The sequence below is a fragment of the Spirochaetae bacterium HGW-Spirochaetae-1 genome, assembly GCA_002839375.1.
GTDB lineage: Bacteria > Spirochaetota > UBA4802 > UBA4802 > UBA5550 > PGXY01.
Window position 1 is genome coordinate 506,193 of record PGXY01000004.1, and the last position, 24,727, is coordinate 530,919.

General features: G+C 47.8%; 23 protein-coding genes and 1 tRNA gene. 18 read left to right on the top strand and 6 right to left on the bottom strand.

The window, feature by feature from the left end:
- Positions 1 to 17: 17 nt before the first annotated feature.
- Positions 18 to 1,028, bottom strand: a complete 1,011-nt coding sequence (locus tag CVV44_10075) for a hypothetical protein (protein ID PKL39201.1) — start codon at positions 1,026 to 1,028, stop codon at positions 18 to 20.
- 216 nt (positions 1,029 to 1,244) lie between these two features.
- Here CVV44_10075 and CVV44_10080 point away from each other — a divergent pair, with 216 nt between their 5' ends.
- The 9 genes from CVV44_10080 (at position 1,245) to CVV44_10120 (ending at position 11,875) form a co-directional block, all read left to right on the top strand.
- The gene (locus tag CVV44_10080; GenBank protein ID PKL39202.1) at positions 1,245 to 1,775 is read left to right on the top strand and encodes a hypothetical protein; all 531 of its coding nucleotides are present in this window, start codon (positions 1,245 to 1,247) and stop codon (positions 1,773 to 1,775) included.
- A gap of 171 nt (positions 1,776 to 1,946) precedes the next feature.
- Complete coding sequence (locus CVV44_10085; protein ID PKL39203.1) at positions 1,947 to 2,465, top strand: hypothetical protein; 519 nt, start codon at positions 1,947 to 1,949, stop codon at positions 2,463 to 2,465.
- Complete coding sequence (locus tag CVV44_10090) at positions 2,462 to 3,187, top strand: hypothetical protein (protein ID PKL39204.1); 726 nt, start codon at positions 2,462 to 2,464, stop codon at positions 3,185 to 3,187. The genes CVV44_10085 and CVV44_10090 overlap by 4 nt, the downstream gene beginning before the upstream one ends.
- Positions 3,188 to 3,215: 28 nt before the next feature.
- Positions 3,216 to 4,184 carry a hypothetical protein gene (locus CVV44_10095; protein PKL39205.1) on the top strand — a complete coding sequence of 323 codons (969 nt, stop codon included), beginning with the start codon at positions 3,216 to 3,218 and terminating at the stop codon, positions 4,182 to 4,184.
- Between the two features lie 11 nt (positions 4,185 to 4,195).
- Positions 4,196 to 5,356 (top strand): hypothetical protein, encoded by a 1,161-nt coding sequence (locus tag CVV44_10100; protein ID PKL39206.1) that lies wholly within the window; start codon positions 4,196 to 4,198, stop codon positions 5,354 to 5,356.
- A gap of 211 nt (positions 5,357 to 5,567) precedes the next feature.
- Positions 5,568 to 6,638, top strand: coding sequence for a hypothetical protein (locus tag CVV44_10105; protein ID PKL39207.1), 1,071 nt, complete (start codon positions 5,568 to 5,570; stop codon positions 6,636 to 6,638).
- Between the two features lie 96 nt (positions 6,639 to 6,734).
- Positions 6,735 to 8,558, top strand: coding sequence for a hypothetical protein (locus CVV44_10110; protein ID PKL39208.1), 1,824 nt, complete (start codon positions 6,735 to 6,737; stop codon positions 8,556 to 8,558).
- Positions 8,559 to 8,615: 57 nt separating this feature from the next.
- Complete coding sequence (gene pyk / locus CVV44_10115; protein ID PKL39260.1) at positions 8,616 to 10,373, top strand: pyruvate kinase; 1,758 nt, start codon at positions 8,616 to 8,618, stop codon at positions 10,371 to 10,373.
- A gap of 107 nt (positions 10,374 to 10,480) precedes the next feature.
- Positions 10,481 to 11,875, top strand: a complete 1,395-nt coding sequence (locus tag CVV44_10120) for a hypothetical protein (GenBank protein ID PKL39209.1) — start codon at positions 10,481 to 10,483, stop codon at positions 11,873 to 11,875.
- 145 nt (positions 11,876 to 12,020) lie between these two features.
- On the opposite strand, the gene CVV44_10125 is transcribed toward CVV44_10120, so the two are convergent.
- The 3 genes from CVV44_10125 to CVV44_10135 form a co-directional block, all read right to left on the bottom strand.
- On the bottom strand, positions 12,021 to 12,605 hold the full coding sequence (locus tag CVV44_10125; protein ID PKL39210.1) for a Holliday junction branch migration protein RuvA: 585 nt from the start codon (positions 12,603 to 12,605) through the stop codon (positions 12,021 to 12,023).
- 9 nt (positions 12,606 to 12,614) lie between these two features.
- Positions 12,615 to 13,727, bottom strand: coding sequence for a hypothetical protein (locus CVV44_10130; protein PKL39211.1), 1,113 nt, complete (start codon positions 13,725 to 13,727; stop codon positions 12,615 to 12,617).
- A 61-nt stretch (positions 13,728 to 13,788) separates the two neighbouring features.
- On the bottom strand, positions 13,789 to 14,064 hold the full coding sequence (locus CVV44_10135; GenBank protein ID PKL39212.1) for a hypothetical protein: 276 nt from the start codon (positions 14,062 to 14,064) through the stop codon (positions 13,789 to 13,791).
- Positions 14,065 to 14,741: 677 nt separating this feature from the next.
- On the opposite strand from CVV44_10135, the gene CVV44_10140 reads away from it, so the two are divergent.
- From CVV44_10140 to CVV44_10150, 3 genes are all read left to right on the top strand, one after another.
- Positions 14,742 to 15,620 carry a hypothetical protein gene (locus tag CVV44_10140; protein PKL39213.1) on the top strand — a complete coding sequence of 293 codons (879 nt, stop codon included), beginning with the start codon at positions 14,742 to 14,744 and terminating at the stop codon, positions 15,618 to 15,620.
- Positions 15,620 to 16,951 carry a DNA repair protein RadA gene (locus CVV44_10145; GenBank protein PKL39214.1) on the top strand — a complete coding sequence of 444 codons (1,332 nt, stop codon included), beginning with the start codon at positions 15,620 to 15,622 and terminating at the stop codon, positions 16,949 to 16,951. Before CVV44_10140 ends, CVV44_10145 begins: the two co-directional genes overlap by 1 nt.
- Before the next feature lie 144 nt (positions 16,952 to 17,095).
- On the top strand, positions 17,096 to 17,521 hold the full coding sequence (locus CVV44_10150; GenBank protein ID PKL39215.1) for a hypothetical protein: 426 nt from the start codon (positions 17,096 to 17,098) through the stop codon (positions 17,519 to 17,521).
- 10 nt (positions 17,522 to 17,531) lie between these two features.
- Here CVV44_10150 and CVV44_10155 read toward each other — a convergent pair whose 3' ends face one another.
- Both CVV44_10155 and CVV44_10160 read right to left on the bottom strand, forming a co-directional pair.
- The gene (locus CVV44_10155; protein PKL39216.1) at positions 17,532 to 18,461 is read right to left on the bottom strand and encodes a hypothetical protein; all 930 of its coding nucleotides are present in this window, start codon (positions 18,459 to 18,461) and stop codon (positions 17,532 to 17,534) included.
- 66 nt (positions 18,462 to 18,527) lie between these two features.
- Entirely contained in the window at positions 18,528 to 19,325 is a 798-nt protein-coding gene (locus tag CVV44_10160) for a hypothetical protein (protein PKL39217.1), read from the bottom strand.
- Positions 19,326 to 19,433: 108 nt separating this feature from the next.
- Here CVV44_10160 and CVV44_10165 point away from each other — a divergent pair, with 108 nt between their 5' ends.
- From CVV44_10165 to CVV44_10190, 6 genes are all read left to right on the top strand, one after another.
- Positions 19,434 to 19,868, top strand: a complete 435-nt coding sequence (locus CVV44_10165; protein PKL39218.1) for a hypothetical protein — start codon at positions 19,434 to 19,436, stop codon at positions 19,866 to 19,868.
- Between the two features lie 137 nt (positions 19,869 to 20,005).
- Positions 20,006 to 20,078, top strand: a tRNA-Ala gene (locus CVV44_10170).
- 11 nt (positions 20,079 to 20,089) lie between these two features.
- Positions 20,090 to 21,241: a hypothetical protein gene (locus CVV44_10175; protein ID PKL39219.1), complete on the top strand. Its 1,152-nt coding sequence runs from the start codon at positions 20,090 to 20,092 to the stop codon at positions 21,239 to 21,241.
- A 93-nt stretch (positions 21,242 to 21,334) separates the two neighbouring features.
- On the top strand, positions 21,335 to 22,171 hold the full coding sequence (locus CVV44_10180) for a short-chain dehydrogenase (protein ID PKL39220.1): 837 nt from the start codon (positions 21,335 to 21,337) through the stop codon (positions 22,169 to 22,171).
- 11 nt (positions 22,172 to 22,182) lie between these two features.
- Positions 22,183 to 22,836 carry a hypothetical protein gene (locus CVV44_10185; GenBank protein ID PKL39221.1) on the top strand — a complete coding sequence of 218 codons (654 nt, stop codon included), beginning with the start codon at positions 22,183 to 22,185 and terminating at the stop codon, positions 22,834 to 22,836.
- 337 nt (positions 22,837 to 23,173) lie between these two features.
- Positions 23,174 to 24,724 (top strand): hypothetical protein, encoded by a 1,551-nt coding sequence (locus CVV44_10190; protein ID PKL39222.1) that lies wholly within the window; start codon positions 23,174 to 23,176, stop codon positions 24,722 to 24,724.
- Positions 24,725 to 24,727: the final 3 nt, after the last annotated feature.

Consider the following 24,727-nt stretch of genomic DNA (forward strand, 5'->3'; position numbering starts at 1 on the left):
TTCAGGCCGGTTTACGGTCACTGATGAAAGTACTGCCGTATGACGGCAATAGCTTCATGTGAATTTTCTGACAGCATGTAATGTCCCGTGTCTTTTAATACCACAAGTTCGGCCCAGGGGAAATGGGTCATGTTGCGAATCTGCTGGTCCTTGCCGGTTATGGTGTTGCATTCGCCGGAAATAAAAAGAACCTTTCCTTTAAATTTTTCAAGGCCGCCGGTGAAATCGGTTGTGAAATTCCCATTACTGTCCATTCCTGACCTGATTATGCTTTCCATGGCTTCATACCCGAAGCGCCATATCTGTTTTGACTCCTCGGACTGCCGGTCCCCGCAGAAGTATCCCTGCATCGGATGATCATTCCCATCATAGGCGGTCATGAACTGTCCCATGATGAAATCCCGCCGGGCATGGGCATCACCGCCCTTGAGATGGAGGGACTGTAACCATGTCCGTATCATGAAGGACAGGGATGACATGCTCAGGGACGGTTTTGTTCTTTGAAGAAATACTTTTGCCGTGTCTGCTGTAAGGAATCCCGGTTCGGCCAGGACCAGGTGATCGATCTTGGCGGGATATCTCCCCGCATACACAGCTGCCAGCATGGCTCCCCAGGAATGACCAATGAGATTGACTTTCCTGCCCTTCCCGAAATGTTCAACCATGGCATTGAGGTCCGCAATAGACGATTCCAGTGTGGGCTTTTCCCCGCAGTTACGGGCCGAGAGCCCCGTGCCCCTTTGATCGTAAAAGAGAACCTGGTAACGGTCCGAGAGTTCTTTCAGGGGAAGGAGGTACCGGAAATCAGCTCCTGGTCCACCGTGGAGTACTATGACGAGGGGGTTTTTCTCGCGGCCGAAGATTTCAACATGAAACAGGGTATCGTTCAGCGCTATCCGCGGTATGGATGGATCGGTTTCGACGGTCGCCGGTACCGTGTACGTTCCTCCGGTCAGGATGTAGCCCGTCATAAAGGCCGCCATAATGACCACCGTCAATACGATGGTTGTTTTTAAAATAAATTTCATTTTACTATTCACAGCCGTAATCCGTGAGTAATGAGATGTTAGTTAAAGGCGCTTTGTAAAAGTTCTTTTAAAAGCGTCCATAATGAAGTAAGTTGCGCCTGTGGGTAAAAGTTACTGGTAATTGTAAAAATAGTTTTTGATGGAGTAAATCTATTGATTTTTATTAAGGCCTGATAAAAGATAGATACCATGAATCGTGACGAGGCAATACAGCAGATGCTGCGCGAATATATGGAGCAGGCATCGCCGGAACAGCGGAAGGAACTTGAGCGTCTTCTGGCTCAGAAAAAAAGCAGTTCCTCCGTCGGCGGAATGAACATCAACGGCATGGCCCGGGGCATGGCCCAGGACATACAGAAGCAGATGGGACTTACCAGGGACAATATCAGGCGCACGGCCCGGGACCTGGTGGTGCGCCTGGCAAAGCAGCATAAACCCGACATCACCGACCGGGAATTGGCGCAATTGCTTGAGGAGATGATTCCCGGTTCAGCGGCGCCGGCCAGTGCGGTCAAGAAACTCCCCCCCGATGTATTGAAAACCATGATCCTGCAGTATGTCATGTTCAAAACAGGGCGAATGTCCCGCGAGGAACTCCGGGACCTTCCTCCGGACTGGCAAAAAAAATACTGGCAGACTTTTCCCGATGATATTAAAAACCATATCAACCAGTTTATCACCTATAGCATCGAACCCCATGAATTCTGGGCCCGAATCAGGGCCGCCATGGATAAAAACCGCCGATAAAAATCCATCGAATTTCCGTAAAATAATTTTTACATGTACATGAAATTAATGTGACGTTATTGAAAAATAACCGTCTGACTGGTTTGTTCTTGCATTTTAAAAATGCATTTTTATTTTTGTAAGATTGTCAATTTTTGACGTCAGATAACGCTTATATAATTGGCCAGGTGAATGGTTCTTTTATCGAAAAAAGACAGAGAGTATAGTGATACGTTCAGCGCTTACTATCCCATGATCTTCAGTACGATATGTACCAAGGTCGGGAGTCTCGATGACGCCGAGGATATAACCCAGAACGTATTCATACTCTACTACCAGAAAATGCATGACGTGGCTGACCCCCGGACCTGGCTCCTGGGTACCATGCGTTTTGAGGTCATGAATTATTACCGGAAAAAGGGCAGGGGCAATGATGATATTGAGAGCATCTTCGATGATCCGGCCCATGCCTTTGTGAACGGGTTCCGTGATACCAGGATTATCATCGAAGAAGCCATCGACAGCATTGATGATCGGAAGAGCCGGGTTATTTTTGACCTGGTGGCGATACGGAAATATACCTACAAGGAAGCTTCAAAAGCCCTGGGTATGACAAGCCGGCAGGTGCGATACCGTTACCAGTCCGTCATGCAGCATATAATCGGATACCTGCAGGAGAAGGGAGTGAATTCCATCGAGGATCTATTATGAAAGACCAGGCTGCGGCAATCAGGCAATTGCTTGAAAAATACCGGTTCACCGATGAAGCGGCTCCGCATGTCAGGGAGCATGTGCTTGCTCATGCCGGTCAATCGTTCCGGCTTACGCTGAAAAAGCTGGGAAGGTATAATCCCGTCATAGGCGCCGTTGTTCTTGTCTTTCTTTTGTCGAAGAGACTGGGTATCGGGATCAGTATGCTCCAGAGTGCGGCGGTTACAGTCGTTACGGCTGCTGTCGTTGCCGGGTCCGTTGCGACGGGCGGCTATTACGGTGTGAAGGCCGTTATAATGGAAAAGAAAAGCCAGGAGCAAAAGATTGAAGACGTTCAGGATATTTCCGAACCGGAGACTCTGCCGCGTGACGGTACGGGCGGTGAGAAAGAACGGTCTTCGCTTCCGGTCCCGGTCATATCGGTCGAGCCCTTCACTCTCGTTAATCTGGACGAGACAGGCGGTGGCAGAGTGCTCAATGCACTGAAGCGGGAACTGGAAACAGTGTGCGCGAAGCGATGCACCGTGGGGGCATCCGGCAAGCCTGACATGATTCTCCGGGGACAGCTGGCCGGGAATGATGGTTCCTGCATTCTTTTTCTACGGCTGGTACGAAAGGACGGACAGATTCTTTTCGCCCGGTCCTTTGAAGGCGGGTCACCGGCCGATCTGGAGATGAAGGCCGGGGAAATTGCCGGTGAAATATATGCTAAGGTGAAATAAGTTTTTCAGCCGGGATCGAGGCAGTGTTGTGAAGAAATTATTATATAACATAACAGTGGTTATAATAATAACTCTTTTCGTCAGCCAGGGGCTCAATGCAGAATCATGGGCGCCTGAGCCGCTGAATGTAGTGGTCCTTGATTTTACCGTCAACAATGTCTCCTCCGCCAGTGGTGAGATTGCCCGGAACCGGCTGGAAATACTGCTGTATGAAAATCAGCGGGTCCGCATCCTGGAGCGGAGCAAGTACCGGGACATCATAGTACAGCAGAACAGGGGGACCCTGCAGTGTTATGATACTCACTGCGCTGCGCAGATCGGGCGATTCCTGTCGGCCGAGTATGTCGTCATGGGAAGCATTGACCGGATCGAGGATTACACCATTAACATCAGGGTCGTTGATGCCGGATCGGGCAGTATACTTTATGCCTGCAGCGATACCTTTCTTCGCGAACGAGACCTCCCTCGATGTGTCATGGGTCTCTCGAAAAAGATCAATGCCTATCTGAATGACCCTTATGATGAAAAATCCTTTTCATGGGCTGGGATGAACTCCCTGTGGGCGGATATCTCCGCGGGATATATACAGCCCGTTCATGTCCTGTCCGAAAGGGTGTCCAGGGGATTCGCCGTAAACGCGGGCCTGGGCCTCCAGTATCATAATTTCATGCCTGCTCTAATGACCGGATACCTGGGATTCATCGACAGGGAAAACAAAAAGTATTCTTCCATAGTGCCCATGCTTGGCGGTATAGGCTATCCCTTTTATTTTACCCGCTGCAGCATTGCCCCATTCATGGCTGCAGGCATCTGTTACAATAAAATCGGCAGTGAAGACAGGAGCGCCCTGGAGTTCATGATACGCGCGGGAATGAGCGCGGGAATCATGTTTGGCAGGGCGCAGCTTTTTCTTGAGACACAGTATAATTATATAATCGAAACAAAGGCCGGAATGCAATTTGTAATTTTTAGTGCAGGTGTGCGCTACATGATGTGAGGTAATGCTCTATGAGGAAAATGATGTATTATTCAGGGATATTTCTTGTGGCAGCTCTGCTGTTTTCATGTATGGATTATGATTATTATAATGAAAATATTTCTGAATATACTTCTAAACCAATATTGATGTCTTTAGATATTTCAAGTGGAACACTAACCCCGGAATTTAATTCAAAGATTACAAAATATTCTCTATCTATCGAATCATCAATTGATGAGATAACCCTTTATCCGGTACCCCAATTAGAAAAGTCTGATTTCTATTTTTATTTAGGCGAGGTTCCAATTGGACAAAAAAATGAATGTAGGTCATTGCCGTTACAATATGGAGATAATCTAGTAAAAGTTAAAATCATCGGAGTAAATAAAAGAATCAATGAATATACTTTAACTGTTAATCGTTTTAATCCTTCTGTTTTTGGTAATGTACTAATAAAGGATACTGATGATTTGAAACTGTTATATAAAAAATCAATAATAGATGGAGATTTGACAATTGATTCAGTTAATTCATTGGATATGTTGAATTTAGAGGCTCTGAATTTTTTAACTATAATTAGAGGTGATTTAAATATTATAAATAATAAATATTTAGAAGATACTTATGGATTTAAAAATTTGGCGGTTATCGAGGGTGATTTTAATATTATTAATAATGAAAAATTAAAAACAGTAAGCGGGTTTGATTCTCTACATTCAATTGAAGGTGATATAAACATTTCATATAATGGCATACTAGAGTCGCTTGATGACTTAAATAGTCTGATAAAAAGCTTTAATGGGAATATCACTATTAATACTAATGCTCAATTGATTTCAATTAATTGTTTTCAGAATTTTTACGGCAATATTATGGATGTAAAAATTTCTGGAAATACAAACTTAACCGAAATAAATTCTTTTCAAAATATTTTACAGATTAATAGTCTAATTATTTCTAATAATTTGAATATTAATAGAATAGAAATGAGAGCACTTGTTAATATTAATAATGATTTAACTATTTCCTTGAATAACAATTTAACCTCTTTAAATTTTCCTAATTTAGAAACAGTGCAAGGATTATTTACAATAAGAAATAATAGTAAGCTTTTAACCTCCATAGCTTATGATTTGTGCAGCCAAGTAAATTATGATTCAGAATATGTGATTGAGGAAAATAAACTGTAGCATAAATTAATAACAGTCAGAATTGCTTATTCCTTTTCAAAATTATCTTATCCACAGTAAACAGCTTCTGTAAAAAATTACTTGTATTGCGATACAATCAGGTTTATTAATACTATGGAAGCGCAATAATTGCGTTTAAATGAGCACTGCCTGTTTCTTTTTATCATGATCGCAGACATTTACTGTGACAGGATATTCATTGAGATGCCTGATGAGATTCAATAAATTTAAAATAATTATTTTTGTTCCGGCTATATTATTTCTGTCCTCCCTGCCGGCCGGGACGCAAAAGCCAGTGAATGCATTTCCCGATACCTCGCGGCTTGATCCAATACTGGCCAGGTTTGAAATGAAAAACCCGGGCTCTGCCGTTGTTATTATGAACATAGCGAGCGGCGAGATTGTGTATGTGTTTAACCGGCGTATAGCCCTGGAGCAGCGCTTCCCTCCGGGATCGCTGGCCAAGGTCTGGTCTGCCGTGGTCCTGCTTGAAAACAGGAGCCTGTTCCGGTTCGATCCCCGTGTTTCTGTCAGGTGCCAGGGGCGTTTCACGCCGGACCCGGGACCGGGATTTTCAGCTGATGATATGCGGGTGTTCAACCTGTCGCGTGACAGTGGACAAGAACCGCATTTCAGATGCTCTCTCCGGAATGGACACGGCGATGTTATCCTGAGCAGGGCCTTGATTGATTCATGCAATGTGTATTTCCTCACCGCTGCATGCGGGAATCCCGGTGATTTTTTCCGTCTGCTTATGAACACGTGGCATCTCCATGAAAATACGGGATGCAGGCTCGTGGCAGTTACCGAGGAGGATTTCAAGGATATACCCGGCGCCACTTCATTCCGCCGGTGTGCTGCCGCCATCGGAGAAGGGGGTCTTTTACAGGTTTCCCCCCTCCAGGTTGCTGCTGCTTTTGGGGCCCTTTTTGCCCGTTCTTCCATTTTGAGCCCTTTCGAGGCGCCGTATACGGGCAGGGTAGAGCAGTATGGGCTGGCCATATCGGACGCAACGGCCGCCATGGTCATTGAACCCATGAGGGAAACCCTCTTGCATGGAACACTGAAGTCTCTGACCGTGAATAACAGGGAGGTAATTCTCCTGGCAGGCAAAACAGGTACAGCGAGCCATGTAAACGGAAAATACCGGACACACGGATGGAACGTTATCTGCTTCAGGTTCAGGGAAGAGAAGTATGTTCTGGTCAGCTTTGTGTTCCAGGGAAGCGGATCGGGTCAAGCCAGGAAACTCTCGCAATGCCTCCTGGAGGCCCTGCACTGATCATGGGAAGAGTACCGGATTATACGGTTGACATTTTGGCGATTGGCGATATGATAGGGGAACTGTTCAGTAACAATAATCCGGAGGAAACTGAAAATGAAACGCATGGCAGGATTTATCTCTATATGCATACTATCTCTATATATTACAGGAACGGGCAGGGGCAATGAAGAGGCAGCCTACCAGAGTAAAATTATTTCGGTTAAACTGTACCAGAACCAGGCTGAAATAACACGCACGGCCAGCGTATCCCTGGTGAAAGGACAGAACATGATTGTGCTTTCAACGCTGCCGGAACTCCTCTATGACTGGTCCGTGAAAGGGAGCCTGCCCAGGGATTTTCCGGGAAAGATACTTTCCCTGGAAGTGGAAAAGAAAGCACTTATAAAAAAGAAACAGACACGCATCCTGGAGATAGAGGAAAAACTGGAAAAGCTGCGTGAGCAGGACCAGGTTTTCGTCGATGATCTTAAAAACATTAAATCCCAGGAAGAGTTCCTTGATTCCATATTAAAGTTTACCGACCAGACCGTGTCTAAGGAACTGGCAACACGGATACCCCAGGTAAAGGTGTGGGATGATACCCTGGGATGGGTTGTTGAAAAGAAAAAGAAGCTTCTGAATGAAAAGAGATCCATTGAAAAAAACAGGGAAAAAATCGGCAAGGAAATACAGAACTGGGAGTTTGAGCTTTCCCAGATCGCCGGCTACAGCTATTTTGAAACCTATCGCTCCCTGAACCAGGCCGTGAGCAGCAACAAATCATCCATGGCGGTTCAGCAGTTCAATGATATAACGACAAAATACGCCGAGCGGCGCAAGCTCTTCACGGGAACATCGGGCAAAGTTGATATCGAGAAACGTGTTATCATTTCAATATTCTCGCCGACGGAACGGTCCGTGGAGGTTACGGTCAGCTATGTCATTCCCAACACCTACTGGAACATGCTCTATGATGTCAGGGCCAGCCGTGAGAAAGGCGATATCAACCTGGTTATCTATGGAAATATTTTCCAGAATACCGGCGAGGACTGGAAGGATATCACCCTGGCGTTGTCCACGGGATCTCCCGTGAATACCATCAACCCGCCTGTAGTGCAGCCCTGGTACCTGGATATAGTGGAGGATCGGGACGAATATGCGGGCGGTGCTTCTAACCGTTCCTTCAGGGCCAAGAAGGCCGAGAAGATGGATTTTGCCGCCTCCGAATCCGTGGAGGAAAAGGAAGGGGCTCCGGCTTTATTGCCGGAAACCACTATTTCTGAAAAGGGACCCTATCTTGACCTGACCCTGCCTTTAAAACAGAGCATCCTTTCGTCGGCTAAATATCAGAAAAAATTTATCAAGGATTATGCCATCAGCGGTGCCGATAATGTCCGGTTTTATTACGAAGTAATCCCGTCGCAGATCACGAACAGTTTCCTCCGGGTGGAGACATCGAACAGCACGGCCCTTCCCTGGCTCCAGGGTGAAGCCCAGCTCTTCCTGGAAAATGAGTTCATGGGGAAGGTGGCTATGCCTTTCACACCCGTGGGTAAAAAGGAGGATATTGTGCTTGGCATGGAACCCCGCATAACGGCGAAAAAAGAACTGGTAAAAAAATACGAGGACACGGCGGGAGTATTCGGCGGGAACCGGCGCATTCTGTATATTTACAAGATCGTCGTGGAGAATCAGATTAAGGCAAACCGGGAGATCGTCATCGTCGATAATATTCCCGTTTCGCGCAACAAGAAGATACAGGTAGAGGTTGCAAACCTGTCCCACCCATTCATGAAGGACGGTGTCTTTGAAAAAACGACAGATTACGCACAGGGCATACGGAAATGGAAGATGGAGATCGGTGCGGGGAAAAAAGTGGAAATAACCTATGATATAACGGTCTCGTTCGATAAAGATACCGATGTGAGCGGTCTGTAACGGCGTGGAAATCTGCAATACTAGGAACCGGAGGCCTGTGATAGCATGGCACAATATATAAGGAAAACAAAAATCGTCTGTACACTGGGACCGGCAACGGACAATGAAGCCGTGCTCAGGCAGCTGTTCCTGAACGGGATGAACGTGGCCAGGCTCAATTTTTCCCACGGTACATACGAGGAACACCAGAAGCGCGTGGAACTGTTCATGAAACTACGCGCTGAATTTGGTCTTCCCGTAGGACTCCTCCTGGACACCAAGGGGCCCGAAATCCGGATCGGCAAATTCGAAAATGGACCTGTTGAGCTGAAGCAGGGAGAGGTATTCACCCTGACTACAAGGAATGAACCCGGCAGCGACAAACGTGTATCCGTAACCTACGCTGGTCTTCCCCGTGATGTGAGCCGCGGTGACCGCATCCTTATGGATGACGGTCTCCTGGAGATGAAGGTGCTTTCCTGTACGGAGACCGATGTCGAGTGCGAGGTCGTTAACGGCGGACAGCTCAGTAATAACAAGGGAGTCAATGTTCCCGGGGTTAACATCAACCAGCCCTTTGTCAGTGAAAGGGACCGGGAGGATCTGAAATTCGGCATCCGCAATAACTTTGATTACATTGCGGCCTCTTTTGTGAGGACTGCCGCCGATGTGAAGGACCTGAAAAAGGTATTGGAGGAAAACAACGGGCTGTTTATAAAAATCATAGCTAAAATTGAGAACAGGGACGGCGTGAACAATATCGATGACATTGTCCGGGTAAGTGACGGTGTCATGGTGGCGCGGGGTGATATGGGCGTGGAGATTCCCTTCGAGGAGCTTCCGGCCATACAGAAGGAACTCATCAAAAAATGCTTTATCGCCGGCAAGCCGGCAATCACGGCAACACAGATGCTTGATTCCATGATACGCAATCCGCGTCCCACCAGGGCCGAGATCACCGATGTTGCCAATGCCATTTACGACAACACCAGCGCCATCATGCTCTCCGGTGAAACCTCCGTGGGAAAGTATCCTGTTGAGGCGGTGCTCACCATGTCAAAAATCGCCGTTGAAACCGAAAAAAACATTGATTACATAAAGCGGTTTCATGATATGGATATATCAGTTTCGCGAAATGTGACTAATGCCATCAGCTACGCCACCTGTGAAACCGCCCATACGCTGAGCGCTTCGGCAATCGTATCGGTTACCAAGTCGGGGCATACGGCCCGAATGGTATCCCGATACAGGCCCGCCTGCCCCATCATTGCCACGACAATTTCTGAAAAGGTTTTCAACCAGCTTTCCCTGACCTGGGGAGTCTATCCCGTGCTGACGGAGATGAAAGATTCCACAGACGAAATCTTTAACCAGGCCATAGCGAAATCTGCGGAAACCGCCATAATAAAAAACGGCGACCTGATAGTCATTTCCGGGGGGATGCCGGCCGGGATAAGCGGTACGACAAACACGCTAAAGGTCCATATCGTCGGTGATGTACTCCTTGAGGGAAGGGGACTCAATAAATTTTCCGCCACGGGAAACCTCTGTGTCATACACCGTGAGAGCGATGCCCTGAAATATTTCACCGCCGGTGACATTCTCGTCATTGAGAAAAGCACTGACAATGTGCTCCAGGCAATAAAGAACGCCGCGGCGGTCATAACCGAGGAGGACCCCGATGATTCAAAGGCAGCCATAGTGGCGCGTGCCCTGGAAATCCCCGTACTGGCCGGAGCCATGGAGGCCACGGAGATTCTGAAGAGCGGTACCGTTGTAACCGTCGATGCCGGCAGGGGACTGGTCTTCAGCGGTGTCCGTTCCATCAAGTCCTGAGATGTGTGAGCCGTCCACGGTTATTCACATTTATTTACCTGTTGACATTGCTCTCGTGATATGAAATAGTAAGTGCATTAATTATAAAAAGTGTAGTGCAGTTGGTTATGGCAGAAGAAAAAAATGAAAAGCTGAATCTGAAATCAGTAACCTACGACGTGGTATCGGAAAACCTGCGTGGCCTGGTGAGAGCCGGTGTTCCGGTATTCAGAAAAAATATCGAAGGACAGCTGGTCACCATTCCGGTTGAAAAGCTCGAGCATTTTCTGGGTGAAACAGCCAGGGATATCGAACTCTTTATCGAGGATAACTGGCAGGGAAAGGTTTCTGCCCGCAACAGGGAGCGAAGGCCCCTGGCTGCCAATGCCGGTTCAGCCCTTGCCAGGGCAATGGAACTGTACGGCAATACCGAGGAACAGGTTGGCCGTTTCCAGACTTGCTCTGTCGCCGAGCGGGAGGAAATACTGGACGGGAGCATTGAATCGCTGCACGCCCTGCAGAAAAGCAATTCCGATTTTGATATCGAAGCAATCATAAAAATGGTGGAGGTCATCGCCAACACCTTTTACGCCAATTACGCAAACCTGGAGGACAACCTTTCCACGGAGAACGTGAGGGAAAATATATTGGGCGTTTTCATTAAAACAGAATGGATAGTGAAGATGCTCATTGAGTTTTTCAGGGTTAATAATTCCGATAAAAACTTTCTCCTGATAGAAAAAATTGATACCGGTTCCTACACTATAACCAATATGTGCAAGGCCCTGCTCTGGTTCATCGGTTTTGGCCTATACTATAATAATTATATCGATAAGGGACTTTTTACAAAAAACATCCGCGGTAATTTCAAGGAAAAACTGCTTCGATATTATCGCCGCCGGCTGCCCGATATCAATATTTCCGTTGAAACAGTTGTCAGGGGAGGTTTCAGGCGTATTGATACGGAAAAAGACCTGGTCCAGTATGCGGTCGGGGCCCTGTTGTACGATATAGGCAAGATTCCCTTCATCGCCTATCATGACGGCAATGACGCCTATGACCCTGAAATTGTGAGGCTTCATGTTCTGACCGGATACAACATGTTACTGAAAACGAAGAGTCACTCCTTCCCGGTTACCGCCATGGCCGCCTTCCATCATGAGTACTATGGCGGGAAAAGGAGTTATAATTTTTCCGCTCCCGTCATGGGAAAGCTCACGGGAAAAAAATATGATTTCCAAAACGCCGATTATTTCATGACCTATGATGAGAATGAATTTAAAAACGGCCGCGTCCTGTCCTTTTTTCCCTGCAAGGTGATCGAAATAATCGATGTATTTCTTGCCCTCACGGGAAGAAAAAAGATGTCAAATATAGAGGCCTTCAAAATGATGAAGACCGAATTTGTGACCAAGAACACACAGCTCGACCCGCTGCTCCTGGAGATATTTATCGATTTTGCCGTCAGCTGCGGCATGTTCGGCTCCGCGGAGCGTGGAGAAATTGACGCTATAAAATTTTAACCGGGATACTGCCATCGGTAAAAAGACATCCGGATTAACGAGCGGTAAAACCATTCCCATACCGGCAAATATACCACGTTCCCTTTGGGCTCCGGAACAATTTAAAATGCGGTGATAAAAAAAGAATAAAGCCGATGGCCGGGCTTTATGCCGAGAACTGACGGAGTGCCGCCTTTATCACCGTCTCCAGGGTCGCTTCGGGATTACCCTCCCTGACGCCGTCTATCACCTTCGCTGCCCGGGCCTCGTCGAATCCCAGTGATACCAGGGCCTCCAGAGCGTCATTGCGGATGCCCGTCGCGGTACCCGATGCGGCCGGGATGGACTCTATTTTTTTCAGCTTTCTCTTCAGTTCGAATATAAGCTTTTCCGCCTTCGCTTTCCCGATCCCCGGTATTTTAACAAGCCGGCTGCTATCGTCGTTCTGAACAGACCTGACCAGATCTTCGATGCTGATTCCCGAAAGGAGCGACAGGGCCATGGAGGGGCCTATACCGCTTATGTTGAGCAGAACGGTAAAAAGCTCCTTTTCCCGCTGTGTGGAAAAACCGAACAGTTTCATCTGGTCCTCGCGGTGCAGCGTGTAGATGAAGAGCGTGATATCCTCTTTCCCCTGAATTGTCTCATAGGTGGAAAGGGGAATATGTACCTGGTATCCCACACCTCCCACGTCGAGGATGCACTCCATTGGTTTCAGCTCATCGATTTTTCCGGTCAGTTTTGCTATCATGGTAGTCCTTCAGAGGATATTCATTATTTTCTGTTCTATGCAAAAGCGTTCGGCGATATTCAGGGCCGAAGAATCTATCATGATTATCTCCTTCTGCAGGGAAAAAATATCCGATGCCCTGGAAAGGGAGAGTTCGTTATCGCCGTCTTTCATTTCCGAGCTCAGGCGGACCATGGTATCAAGGCCCTTCTTGCTGATTATGTTCAGGGTATCGTCGCTCATATTCAGTGAATTTTTCACCATGCCGATATCACCCCGTGATATCTCCTGATATCTGAGCCACTTCCCCAGGATATTCAGGTAATAGCTTACTCCCCGGGGCCCAATGGTCAGGACATGCCTTCCCAGGATCTGGGTGAGAAACATCAGCACGAGAAGTATCATCATGAAGACAATCAGTCCGTAGAGAAAATATTTAAGCGTATCTATGTCCTGAATTGGAATTATCAGAAAATGTATGATGTGGAAGAATCCGTACAGGATCGAGGCCATGAGGATGTAATGATAAAACCTGTACCGGCTTTTCCAGGAAAAGGTCGTTGCGGCCCCGTCAACGGTTACTTTGATGTCCAGGCCTTCAATCCCGCAGCTTTCTATCGTCGTCGTGCTTTTTTTCATACCGGCCCGAATACGGCTGTAAGGCTCATGATCCAGAAGAAGATCCACACCCATGAGGCTCTGGAGATCCCGGGCAAAGTTCATGGCCCCGTTCCTGTCATTGAAAAGGGCCAGCAGCACTGAAGCCCCCAGTTCGTTCATGAGATGGACCTCGAAGCCGGTGCTACCGGAGCCCATCTTTTTCTGTACGGTTATCCATGAATAATAGTCAAGGGGTATCCGGAGCGGTGTAATGGCTTTCAGTGATGAATCGAGAATGCCGATGAATCCCTTTTCCCCGTCGATGCTCATTTTATAATACCGTGAATTGAGAAGGGCGAAGAGCCCTGCGGCAGTGAAGAGTATCCCGAAGCTGAAAAGAATATGATCAACAGGATGGATTTTTCCCATGATGGTCAGGCCGCCCAGAAACATGAGACCGCCGATAATGGTAAATACGACCAGGGAGATGCGCGAGGATTTTATTTTGAGGCTGTTCCCCGAGAGTTCGATAGTTCCTTTCATCGTACACTACCTCTACCTGTTTATTTGCTGAAAAAATACGACACTGTCGTTAATTAATTTTTTAATTACACAGCTGCCCGTCATGAATTAATGGAAACACTGTAATCAGTACAACACATCGGATGGGGTTTCTGTCAATTCTTTTACCGGTCCGGCGGTTTCTCGCAGCAAGCGGCAGGCGACGTCCATGTAGGGTGGGCGACTCTTCTTTTTTTTTGGCCGTATCGTTTTTACATTGCATTTCCTGATCAACGTTGATATTGTGGTTGCATTCTTCGATTACTTTTGCCGTATAATCTATCAGATCATTCAGTAGGAATGATATTTTTTTAATCATTATGTCCCAAGGGATTTTTTTTACTTGATCCTGAAGGGCTCCCTTTTTATCGTTTCGATTCCATTCGCTTTAAAAGCAGTGTGATAACACTTCAGGTTTATTAAAACATTTTTCCCGGATTACGTATGGTGTAATCTTTTGGGAAATTCCTTTAAAAAATATTTTTAATCCCTCCGGGGGGGATATCACAATCCTGTGTGTAGTGTGCTGTATCGGGCAGATACGGTCGTGTGAAAAGAGAAGAATCAATTAGTGTGGTGAGTGATAATGGACGAGCGTGATACATTCGCAGAGAGAATTGACAAGGTCAAAGAATTACAGGATAAGCTGATACAGATGCGGAAAATAAAGGAATCCCTTCTTCAGAACAATACAAAAAAGTCAGATGAGACTATTCAATTTTTATTGAAGCGATTGTGATCATCTTACTATTATCTAACCGGCAGACTTTGCGCTTTTTCCTGCCGTAACACTTTCACCTGGAAATATCCGCCTATACCGGAACCGGCTGATTGCCTGTTTCCTGTACTGCAGGGGCGTTGCACCACAATGTGATTAATTACCTGCCTAAAGCACCCCGGACCCATAAAAAATCCCGTTTTTTTCTTTACTTTATTAATGTGCGTGGATACTATCCCTTACCTGGAGTATCCAGAAGATGGTGACGGGACAATAGTATGAAATTAAATAATGAAGCAAAAGTGGGCCTCATGATAACGGTGAGCTTTACCATCTTTATCATATTCGTGGCTCTTCTGGCAAAGATCAATGTATCGCAGTCCGGCTATCACCTGCGCCTCTATTTCGGGTTCCTGAACGGTCTCAGCATCAATTCCCCGGTTAAAATCGCCGGGGGTATAAAAATCGGTTTTGTGGAAGATATCAATCAGTCCGGCGAGAAAACCGAGGTGACCATTTGGGTTGACCGGAAATATAATCTTCTCAAGACCGCCAAGTTCGCCATTTTCACCACAGGCCTCATCGGTGAAAAATACATTAACGTTTTTATCCCGCCCTCGGTCAATGTGGATGATTTTTACCAGGATGGCGACAAAATATACGCCATTGATCCTGCAAGCTTTGACCAGATGATGCTCACCTTCCAGAGCTTTCTCCAGGATGAAAGCGGCAGCGAGATGCTGGCTGAGATTTTTCAGAATTCGAAAAAATTCGTGGAAAACCTCAACAATATCACCGAGGAGAACCGCTCTGATATCCGCAAATCGGTCCTTGGTGCCAAGGGCACGATCATTCTCCTTTCGGCAAAGACCCAGATACTCATGGATCAACTCAACAAGCTGGCCACAAACATGGCATATCTTTCCGAAAAAAACAAGGAGGAAATCTCCATCAGCCTGCGCAATCTTTCGGAAACAACCAGTAACCTGAATAAGATCATCTTCCGCCTCGAGAAGGGACGCGGGACTCTCGGCAAGCTCCTGGTCGAGGAGGAAGTGTATGAAAACCTCAAGGATGCATCTATCTCGGCCAAGGACCTCTTCAGGAGTCTTAAGGACGATCCGTCGAAATTATTCTTCAAGCAAAAACAGAAGTAATGGCTAAAAAAAAGGAGTATTATGTCTGTACGGCCTGCGGGGCCGACTCGGTTAAATGGCATGGAAGATGTCCTTCCTGCCAGGAATGGAATACCATGGTCGAAGTGGAAGCTTCCCGGCCTTCACATAAACATACAAAACCCGCGGCTGTCCCCCTGTCTTCCGTATCTATAGAAGGCGTGCAGCGTATTCAAACTGGTATCGGGGAGTTCAACCTGGTCTGCGGAGGCGGCATCGTGCCCGGTTCCGTGATCCTCATGGGCGGCGAACCCGGCATCGGCAAATCCACCATGGCCCTCCAGGTGGCCCATTACCTCGATACCGTCTATGTCTCGGGCGAGGAATCGCCGGCGCAGCTGCGTCAGAGGGCGGAGCGTCTGGGTATTGATCTGGACAGGATAAAAATTTCCACGAATACGGCAGTGGAGGATATTATCGCTCTGGCCGCGGCGGAAAAGCCGCAGTGTATCGTGGTGGATTCCATACAGACCATCTATTCCGGTGAAATACCGGGGGCAGCCGGGTCCGTGAGCCAGATTAGAGAATCGGCGTCGCGGCTTGTGGATATGGCCAAGCAGTCCGGCGTGCCGGTGATACTCGTGGGGCATATCACCAAGGACGGCGCCATTGCCGGCCCGAAACTGCTGGAACACCTGGTGGATACGGTGCTGTATTTCGAGGGTGATTTCTCCCGGGATTTCAGGATGCTCCGGGCCTTCAAAAACCGCTTCGGATCGGTCAACGAGGTGGGCCTTTTCCGCATGACCGCCTCGGGACTCCAGGAGGTGAAGGACAAGAACCGGGTCTTTCTGAACAGCTTTTCATCGTCATCGCCGGGGAACGCCGTTTCGGCCGCCATTGAGGGCAGCAGAACCATTCTCTTCGAGGTACAGTCGCTCGTTACCTTTACCACCTTTTCAAATCCCCGGCGCATGTCCGACGGGTTAGACCAGAACCGCCTGATCATCATCAATGCCGTTCTGGAGAAACATGCCGGGCTGAAGCTGAATTCCTTTGATGTTTTTATAAACGTATCGGGAGGTTTCCGGATCAATGAAACGGCCGCAGATCTTGCCGTGGCTATGGCCATAGCCTCGAGTATGAAGGACCGGCCCGTGCCGGAAGGAACGGGATTTCTCGGCGAGATATCCCTGTCAGGGGACGTGAGGCCCGTATCACAGTGTTCCAGGAGAATGCAGGAATTCCGGGCCTCGGGCTTTCATACGGTCGTCGTATCGGAAAGCGACATGAAGGATGCCAGGAACGCCGGTTTTGAAGGCACCATTCACGGCGTTAAAAAAATCAGCGAAGCCATAAATCTCCTTTTCTGACCGGCTGTTTCGGGCCCGGTGTATCCTTCTTTTCCCGCCGATTTTCCCATGAAGTATCAATAAAAACTTGCTGTGAAGGGGTAAATCATAGTATTAATATATCAGGGGTATTTTCACCGCCGGACAGAGGATATGAGTTTTTTAATGATAGGATACAGGAATGACCCTCCCCACAGGCTGTTTTTCAGACAGCCCGACCCCGTGGACTATGCTTCTGTCGCAGATCAGCCCCACGAAAATACCGAGGAAAGGGATGAAGAGGAACATCTCCTCATCTGCCGTTACTGCAGGAATATCATTACCTCGCCGAAGGAGAGAATTGAAATAGAGGGCAGAATGAGTATTGCATTTACCAATCCCGCGGGAATTGTATATCGTATCGGTTGTTTTTCATCGGCCCGGGGATGCGTGAGCTGCGGAGTTCCAACCGAGGAGTTTACCTGGTTTAAAGGCTACCGCTGGGACGTGGCCCTGTGCTCCGTCTGTATGAATCACCTGGGATGGCGCTATCAGGGGAAAGAGCGGCAATTTTTCGGACTGGTGCTCGATTATCTTATTGATAACCGGTAAGGCCGTCGCATCACAGGTTATCCAGTATTTTTTTCATGGCCCCGGCATTGATCTCCTTTATTTCAACTACACGTGAATCATCACCGGCAGGCGACGGGGCTGCTGTTCCGTAAAGTGCAGTGCTCACCACATCAACCAGTTCTATGTTCCGCAGCGCTTCATCGTATCCCGTTGCCGGCGGAAAAATCCTCTGTGACATGAGAAAATCCATACTGTAGCTCCTGCTCATTTCATCGAAGCGACGGGTCTGCACGAGGATATTGAGCCATGTTTTTTTATTTTCATACAGGAGGCTGCGGAGGTCTGTGTCCTGTTCTTTTTCACTCATGATACGGAGCAGGAAATCAACGGCCTGCAGAAAGTCTCTGTCGCTGCAATGTACCGGTCCCGCAAGGTTCCGCACAAGATCGGTTATGTGCCTTTCCTGATGAGGCGTGAGCAGGTACGGGGAGTTGCGGATGCGCATCCGTGCCTCCATGTATCGGGCTGCTTTCCCCGTATTATCAATGGGATGTGAAAGGGGGATGGGAGTTTTCCTTGTCAGGTTGAGATGGCGCATATAATGGTTTGATAAGGTGTCGCATAACGGAACATCGACGGTAATGGAGATATCGTCATCGGCCAGTGAAACGGCTACTGATTCCACGGAACGGGCAACCAGTTCCCGCACCTTTTCGGTTTCCTCTCGTGAAAGACCTGACGCCGGGATAAGGGGTTCCAGGAGGAGACGGATCGTATGATCCGGGAAAAACACCATTTCCGCCAGTCCCTGGCCGTAAGCATCATCGGCGCAGATGAGTTCCGCCGTTTCATGAAGATCGGCGACGCCGATAACGTTCCAGGCGAATTCAAGTATGTCGTCGCCGGTACGTATGCCCTTCCCGAGATGGACTATTATTTCATGTGCAATTGTATTAATGATGTGCTCCCCGTTTATCATACATTGTCCTGTAGTTGAATGGTAAAAGTTCCGGGGATTTGTCCATCAACCCGGCAGTAAAGAAATTCACACCGCTGAATTATCGGGGAGACGGCTTATCCTGATACGTATGCCCCGGGCCCTGAACGAGGTAAAGCGGTCGGGCCTTATTTTCAGCAGGTCAACGTCGATTACGGTGCCGCTTTCAGTATGGGGCGGGATTGATACCTCGAGATGGGACGTGGTGTGTATCCTTCCCATGCCGCGGCATACATGACACTGCGGGTTGCGGCCCGAACAGAGCGGGCATGTCATGCGTGACGGAAGTTCGATATAGGCGACGGCTCCCCGGCGGCCTTCCTCGGGTGTGACTAAGATTTCAATATCCTGCCCGAAATTTAGAAGAATATCCTTCCGTTTTATTCCCCGGGGCTTCAGGTTGGCCTTCAGCAGCTCATTCAGTGAAGCGGAATACTTGACCCTTCGCCGCGGAATTACCAGGGTGGTGCTGTATCTGAGCTGCACGTTTTTAAAGAGATAGCGGTCATAGTCTTTCCTGGTTTCGGTGTCGGCCAGAACGCGGTATGCCCGGATAATCAGGTCTATAAGATCTGTATTGTCGTTTGAATAATCATGGGAGATATCGGGATGATGCTGCTTTATGAGCGTCCGGAAAGCGTTCCTGATGGCATGGGGTTCAGCATTATAGGGAATTTCAAAAACCGAATAGTAATCGATGATGTTCCCTTCGTTATCGAGATATTCACTTTCCATGTCCTTATAATGGGTTTTCGGTGCATCTTTGTAAAGTAAATAATCAGGAGTTATATTGGACGAAGCTAATGCTCTCTGTTTGGCTCTGCTGGAGCGATACAGGAAAATCATTGACTTCTACCGCCCGGTATGGTTTTATTTCCTGGTAGAAATAGAACTGAAACCAGCAAGGGTGCCATGAAAAAAATATTAATTATTTGCGGATTATGCTCTATTATAATGTTGTCATCCCCGCTCTTCGCCGGGAACGGCACGATATATCTTTCCCGGGAAGCATCACTGGATCAGGTGAACCGGTGGACCATGCTGGGATCGGGTGGTATTGCCGCCCTGGAAGCAACATCCCTGCTTATCGGCATGAATGTGTCGGGATCCGACTGGGCTACACCGGAAAACATGGGTATTGCCGCAACGGATATTCTCCTTGGTGGCGCTCTTATCTATAATTCTCTCGGGGTCAGCAATTACCATTCGTCGCCCGTATTTTATGCCATTGCCTCGCTTTTTGTGCTGAGCCATGCCTACCGGGAATGGGAATACCTTTCGGGTCAGAAAAATCCCTACTGTCTCAACAAGCCGCTCTTTATACTGAACTCTCTACAGATCGTGGCAGGAATGGGCACTATCGGTATGAGCATCACCCTGGCTATATGACAAATAAAAAAGAAGTATAATATTATACAATTGTGCTTGAAAAAAATGATCGTGAAAAACAGTGTCAATCTGGTTCATGAAACATCAATGCTCCCGGGAATGGGAGAGTATGAATAGCAAGGGCCGGCGTAAGAAAAGGGGCTGTAGCTCAGCTGGGAGAGCGCCAGAATCGCACTCTGGAGGCCAGGGGTTCGATCCCCCTCAGCTCCACATAATGAAGCATGAAAGAAAACCCCGCCGGTCATGCGGTGCATGCCGGCAGGATCAGGATTATGTTACCTGAAGCGATTGCCCGATACATACTGGTTTTTGGCGGTTGTCTTTCACTGCTTTTTTCCCTTATACACGTTTTTATCCGCGGAAAACAGGTTGAGAACTATAACCTGTCATCGCTCCTTTTCATATTAACAATTCTGCAGTTTCAATTCGCCCTGATAATATCGGAAGGGGCACTGTCCTATCCCGGTCTTCTTTTCATGCATCTTACATTTTTGTTTCTTGCCATACCCCTGGCATACCGGGCTTATTTTTTTGTTGTTTTTCCCTCCAGCGATTTATCGGGAAGGAAATGGCTCATCTTTATCCCCGCATTCCTGGCAATGCCGCTGGACATGTATTATCTTGTGCAGAGCAATGCGGGAAAGCTGACCATGATAGAGTCCCTGCTTACGGGCCTCAATTCCCGTTCTCTCGTGGTGATAAGGATGATAACCGGGGCTGCATCGTTAGAGGTCCTGCTTCTCCTGGGGATGCTGTCTATGAGGATGATACAAGAATACCGAAGGAGCAGGATGCCCATCACGGCCGTTAATGCGGTCTATGCCGTCATCACCCTGGCCGCTTCAGAAATGGTGCTCCTGGGATACCTGCTGAGCAGCATGGCGGCCGTGAAGTATGGGGCAGTGATCATCTCGCTTCTGCTCATCAGTTCTTATATTACCGGTGTGCGATATCCCAGCCTGATTCAGCTCGTGATCATCGAGGCGAAGAAGCAGTATCACCGCAAAAAACTTCTCACCGGCATTGACCCCGAGTCGCTTCTGTTCAACCTGGAACGTCTTATGAAAGAGGAAAAGCTGTACACAAGCGAAACACTTTCTTTGAAAGATCTGGCCGACATCCTTTCCATAACGCCCCATCAGCTGTCCCATCTTCTCAACAGCGAACGGGATACCAACTTCAACACCTTCATCAATCAATACCGGATAGAAGAGGCGAAAAGGCTCCTGCTGGAAGAAGCGGGACGGTCAATCCTTACCATTGCCTACGCCGTGGGATTCAATTCAAAATCCACTTTCTACGATGCCTTCTCACGTTTCACCGGCATCACGCCCAAACAATACAGGGAATCGCACGGTTCCTCTGCCCGGTAACCTCCTCACGCTCGTAAAATAATGGGTCCGGGATTATAAATCCGGTCGAATTAAAAATTTAAATACGGCTATATCCCCTTATGCTATTTAAGAATGAAAAAGGGGGTAACAGGAATTATGAAGGATTTAAAAAACAAAAATGTTCTCATCACGGGAGCCGGGAGCGGTATCGGCAGGCTTATGGCCCGGGGTTTTGCCGCGGAAAAGGCCAACTGCGCCCTGGTTGACGTTAACGGGAAGGGGCTCGAGGAGACGGCGGCCCTTGCGGAAAAACAGGGCACCAGGATTAAAACATATATCTGCGACATCTCCGACAAAAAAAAGGTGAGCTCCGTTGCGCAGGAGATCAGAAAGGATTTCGGCGGCGTTGATGTTTTGATCAATAACGCAGGCACGATAACGGGGAAGAGTTTTCTGGATCTCAGTATCGAGGAAATGGAACGCACTATGGCCATCAACTACTGGGGGCATCTCTATTTCACCAAGGAATTCATTCATGATATGGTTAAGCAGGGGAAGGGAAATATCGTCAATGTGGCCTCGTCGAGCGGGCTTCTGGGTATGCCCATACTCTCCGACTATGCCGCCAGTAAGTTTGCCGAGGTGGGGCTCTCTGAGGCGCTTCGTCGGGAAATGAAAAAATTCGGTCACCGGGGCGTGAAGATCACCTGTGTATGCCCCTATATTATTGACACCGGCATGTTCAAGGGTTTCAAGCCCTTTCTTTTCAGCCCCTTCATCAAACCCGCAACGGCAGCTAAAAAAATCATCGGGGCCGTAAAGAAAGACAAGCCGTATGTCATGATGCCGCCTCACAGCATCTATACCATGATGGCCATGAGGCTTTTACCCACGGATATCTTCGATGCGCTGCTCAATGTTTTTGGTTCCGGAAGGGCCATGGATAATTTTACGGGACGATCAAATTAAGGGAGGACACAATGAACGCAAAGAAAATTATACTTATCGCAGTGGCCGTACTGCTTTTCAGCAGCATCGGCATTACGGGAATAAATATTCTTCAAAACAGCTTTGGATATAAGGGAGAAAGCGCCGAGGCAATTATGGGGAAAAAAATGGCTGAGGTCACGGTAGAGGACATCAAAAAACTTTCCAAGTCGCGTTTTCTCCAGCTTTACTATTCACTGCCCGCTCCGGAAATTAATGACCTGAACGGTGAATACCTGGCGGCAAATCTGCCCAGCGGGATCATGGCAGCCGGTGTTGACTTTTATACAGATCATTTTTTTGGGCCGGGAAAATGGACCGGTAAGGCCTTCCGGCCCGTGGATGCCAAAAAGGGGTCGGGATATAATATCTTTTCTTCTACCGGCGATGATGGAAAGATAATTAAAACCAGGACCCGGAGAATTGACACCTATGTGGGCAAATCAGCCTATGATGAACGCGATTCCTATCATCTTGATTACAGTCCCTACAATTCCTTTCCCGTAGATTCCATGCATGATGAACTCCGGAAGGTTAATGATCATTTGTTTATCGGTGTTGGGCATATGGCGGCGGGCGGCGGGTCCATCAACCCCTCGCCCTTCATGATATTTGGAGAACCGGCTTCATGGGTTGGACCGCAATAGGCTGACAACAGCAGTATATCTCTTATTATCATTTCTGATTAGGCCGGTTTCGGTTTTGTTATATTTTCATTTTAACGGAGCCGGGACTGGCTTAAATATCCGGCATAAGCGAAACATCCCTTCTCTATTTATAATGATACATATCCCCTGATTTCCCGCATTTATTTCATGGAGCTTTTTTGCTTCCATGGAAAGGCAAATAAAAGTTTTGACCTTTATCCCTGATTGTTGTATGATATAAGCTGTTTCTGTTTGATGTCGAGATACATTGTAGATACGAAATTATGAGAAGAGTTATGTGTATTCATACCCGGTAGGGCGGTAAAGGAGAAATATCATGAACAGTTTATTCGGTTATTTTCTGAATAAATATGAAGACAGTGATTACACGGAACAGCAGAAGGTGAAGGTCATCGTTATCATGGCCGGAGTTATATTTTTGCTTCTGGGAGTACTGGTCAATGTATACCTTTTTAAAATGGGTCGGGATATCCTGAATGTAAGTGTGCTTTCCATTCTCACCATACAAGTGATGGTGGCTGTTTCCCTTTTTCTTGTCCGGGCCGGGAAGAGCAGGGCTGCCTCACATCTTCTTGTAGTCATCATGATGGCCGGGATATGGGCATCTTTTTTTTCCACCACGGCCCAGAAGGATGCCGTCACAAAGATGAATTCAATCGATTATCTCTACCCAATCATTATTCTGGCCACGATCCTGACGAGGAAAAGATGGGTGTTGATTTACACGGGCCTCAATTCAGTTCTCATAGTAGCCGTCGGGCAGTTTTTTCTGGCCAGGGGTTCTCTGACCGGGGAGCAGATGGTAGACTTTACCGCCGACGGGCTTATAACCTATATCCTCTCGGGCGCCTGCTGCTATGCCTTCGCCAGCATTTCCGATACGGCAAATCTGCGCATAAGGCAGACACTGGATGAGAACCGCAGCTTTAGTTCCAATATCAGGAATATTCTTGAGGAGACCACGGAAGTGGCCTCAAAGCTGGCTGCCTCAACGGAACAGATGGCCGGGGCCGTCGATTCATTTTCGGACAATGCTCAGACCCAGGCGTCTTCCGTAGAGGAAATAACCTCCACAGTCGAGGAAGTGGCAGCAAGCGGGGAAAGCATGTACCACATGGCCGAGAAGCAGGTTCAGTTGACCCAGAGGGTCCGCAATGAGATGGAGGCTCTGTATTCCATTGTCAGCAAGGCTGAGGAAAACATGCAGCGGGGTATGGTCATTCGTGATGATCTAAATCACATGGTGGAAAAATCCCGCCTGGAAATTCAGGACACCCTGAAGGTCATGAGCAGCGCGGCATCGCGATTTAAAAACGTTGAAGAAACGGTTAAAATTATCGAGGATATTTCCGAACAGATAAATCTTCTTTCGCTCAACGCGGCCATCGAGGCGGCACGGGCCGGGGAACACGGCCGGGGCTTTGCCGTCGTTGCCGATGAGATCGGTAAGCTCGCCGATAACACTTCAACCAACGTGAAATCAATCAATGATCTTTTCGCCAGCAGCAATACGGAAATTAACAAGGCCTACAAAACAATGGAGATATTTATTGAATCGTTGAACCGCATGATAGGCCACATCTCCGATTTCAGCAACATGGTGGACGGCGTGCGGGAGATAACCAGGCAGGACCTGGAACAGAACAAGCAGGCGCGGATATCACTGGGAGGTGTTATCGACGAAGCTAACAACATTCTCGTGGCCATCAATGAACAGAAACAGGCCTTTGAAGAGGTTAGCAAGAGTCTTACCGTTATCAATAACACGGCCCAGGAGATTGCGTCGGGATCAGAGGAGCTAACAGGAACGTCAAAGGAAATAGCGCAATCGGCCCAGAACCTCATGGCGCTGTCGCAAAGCAGCTGATAG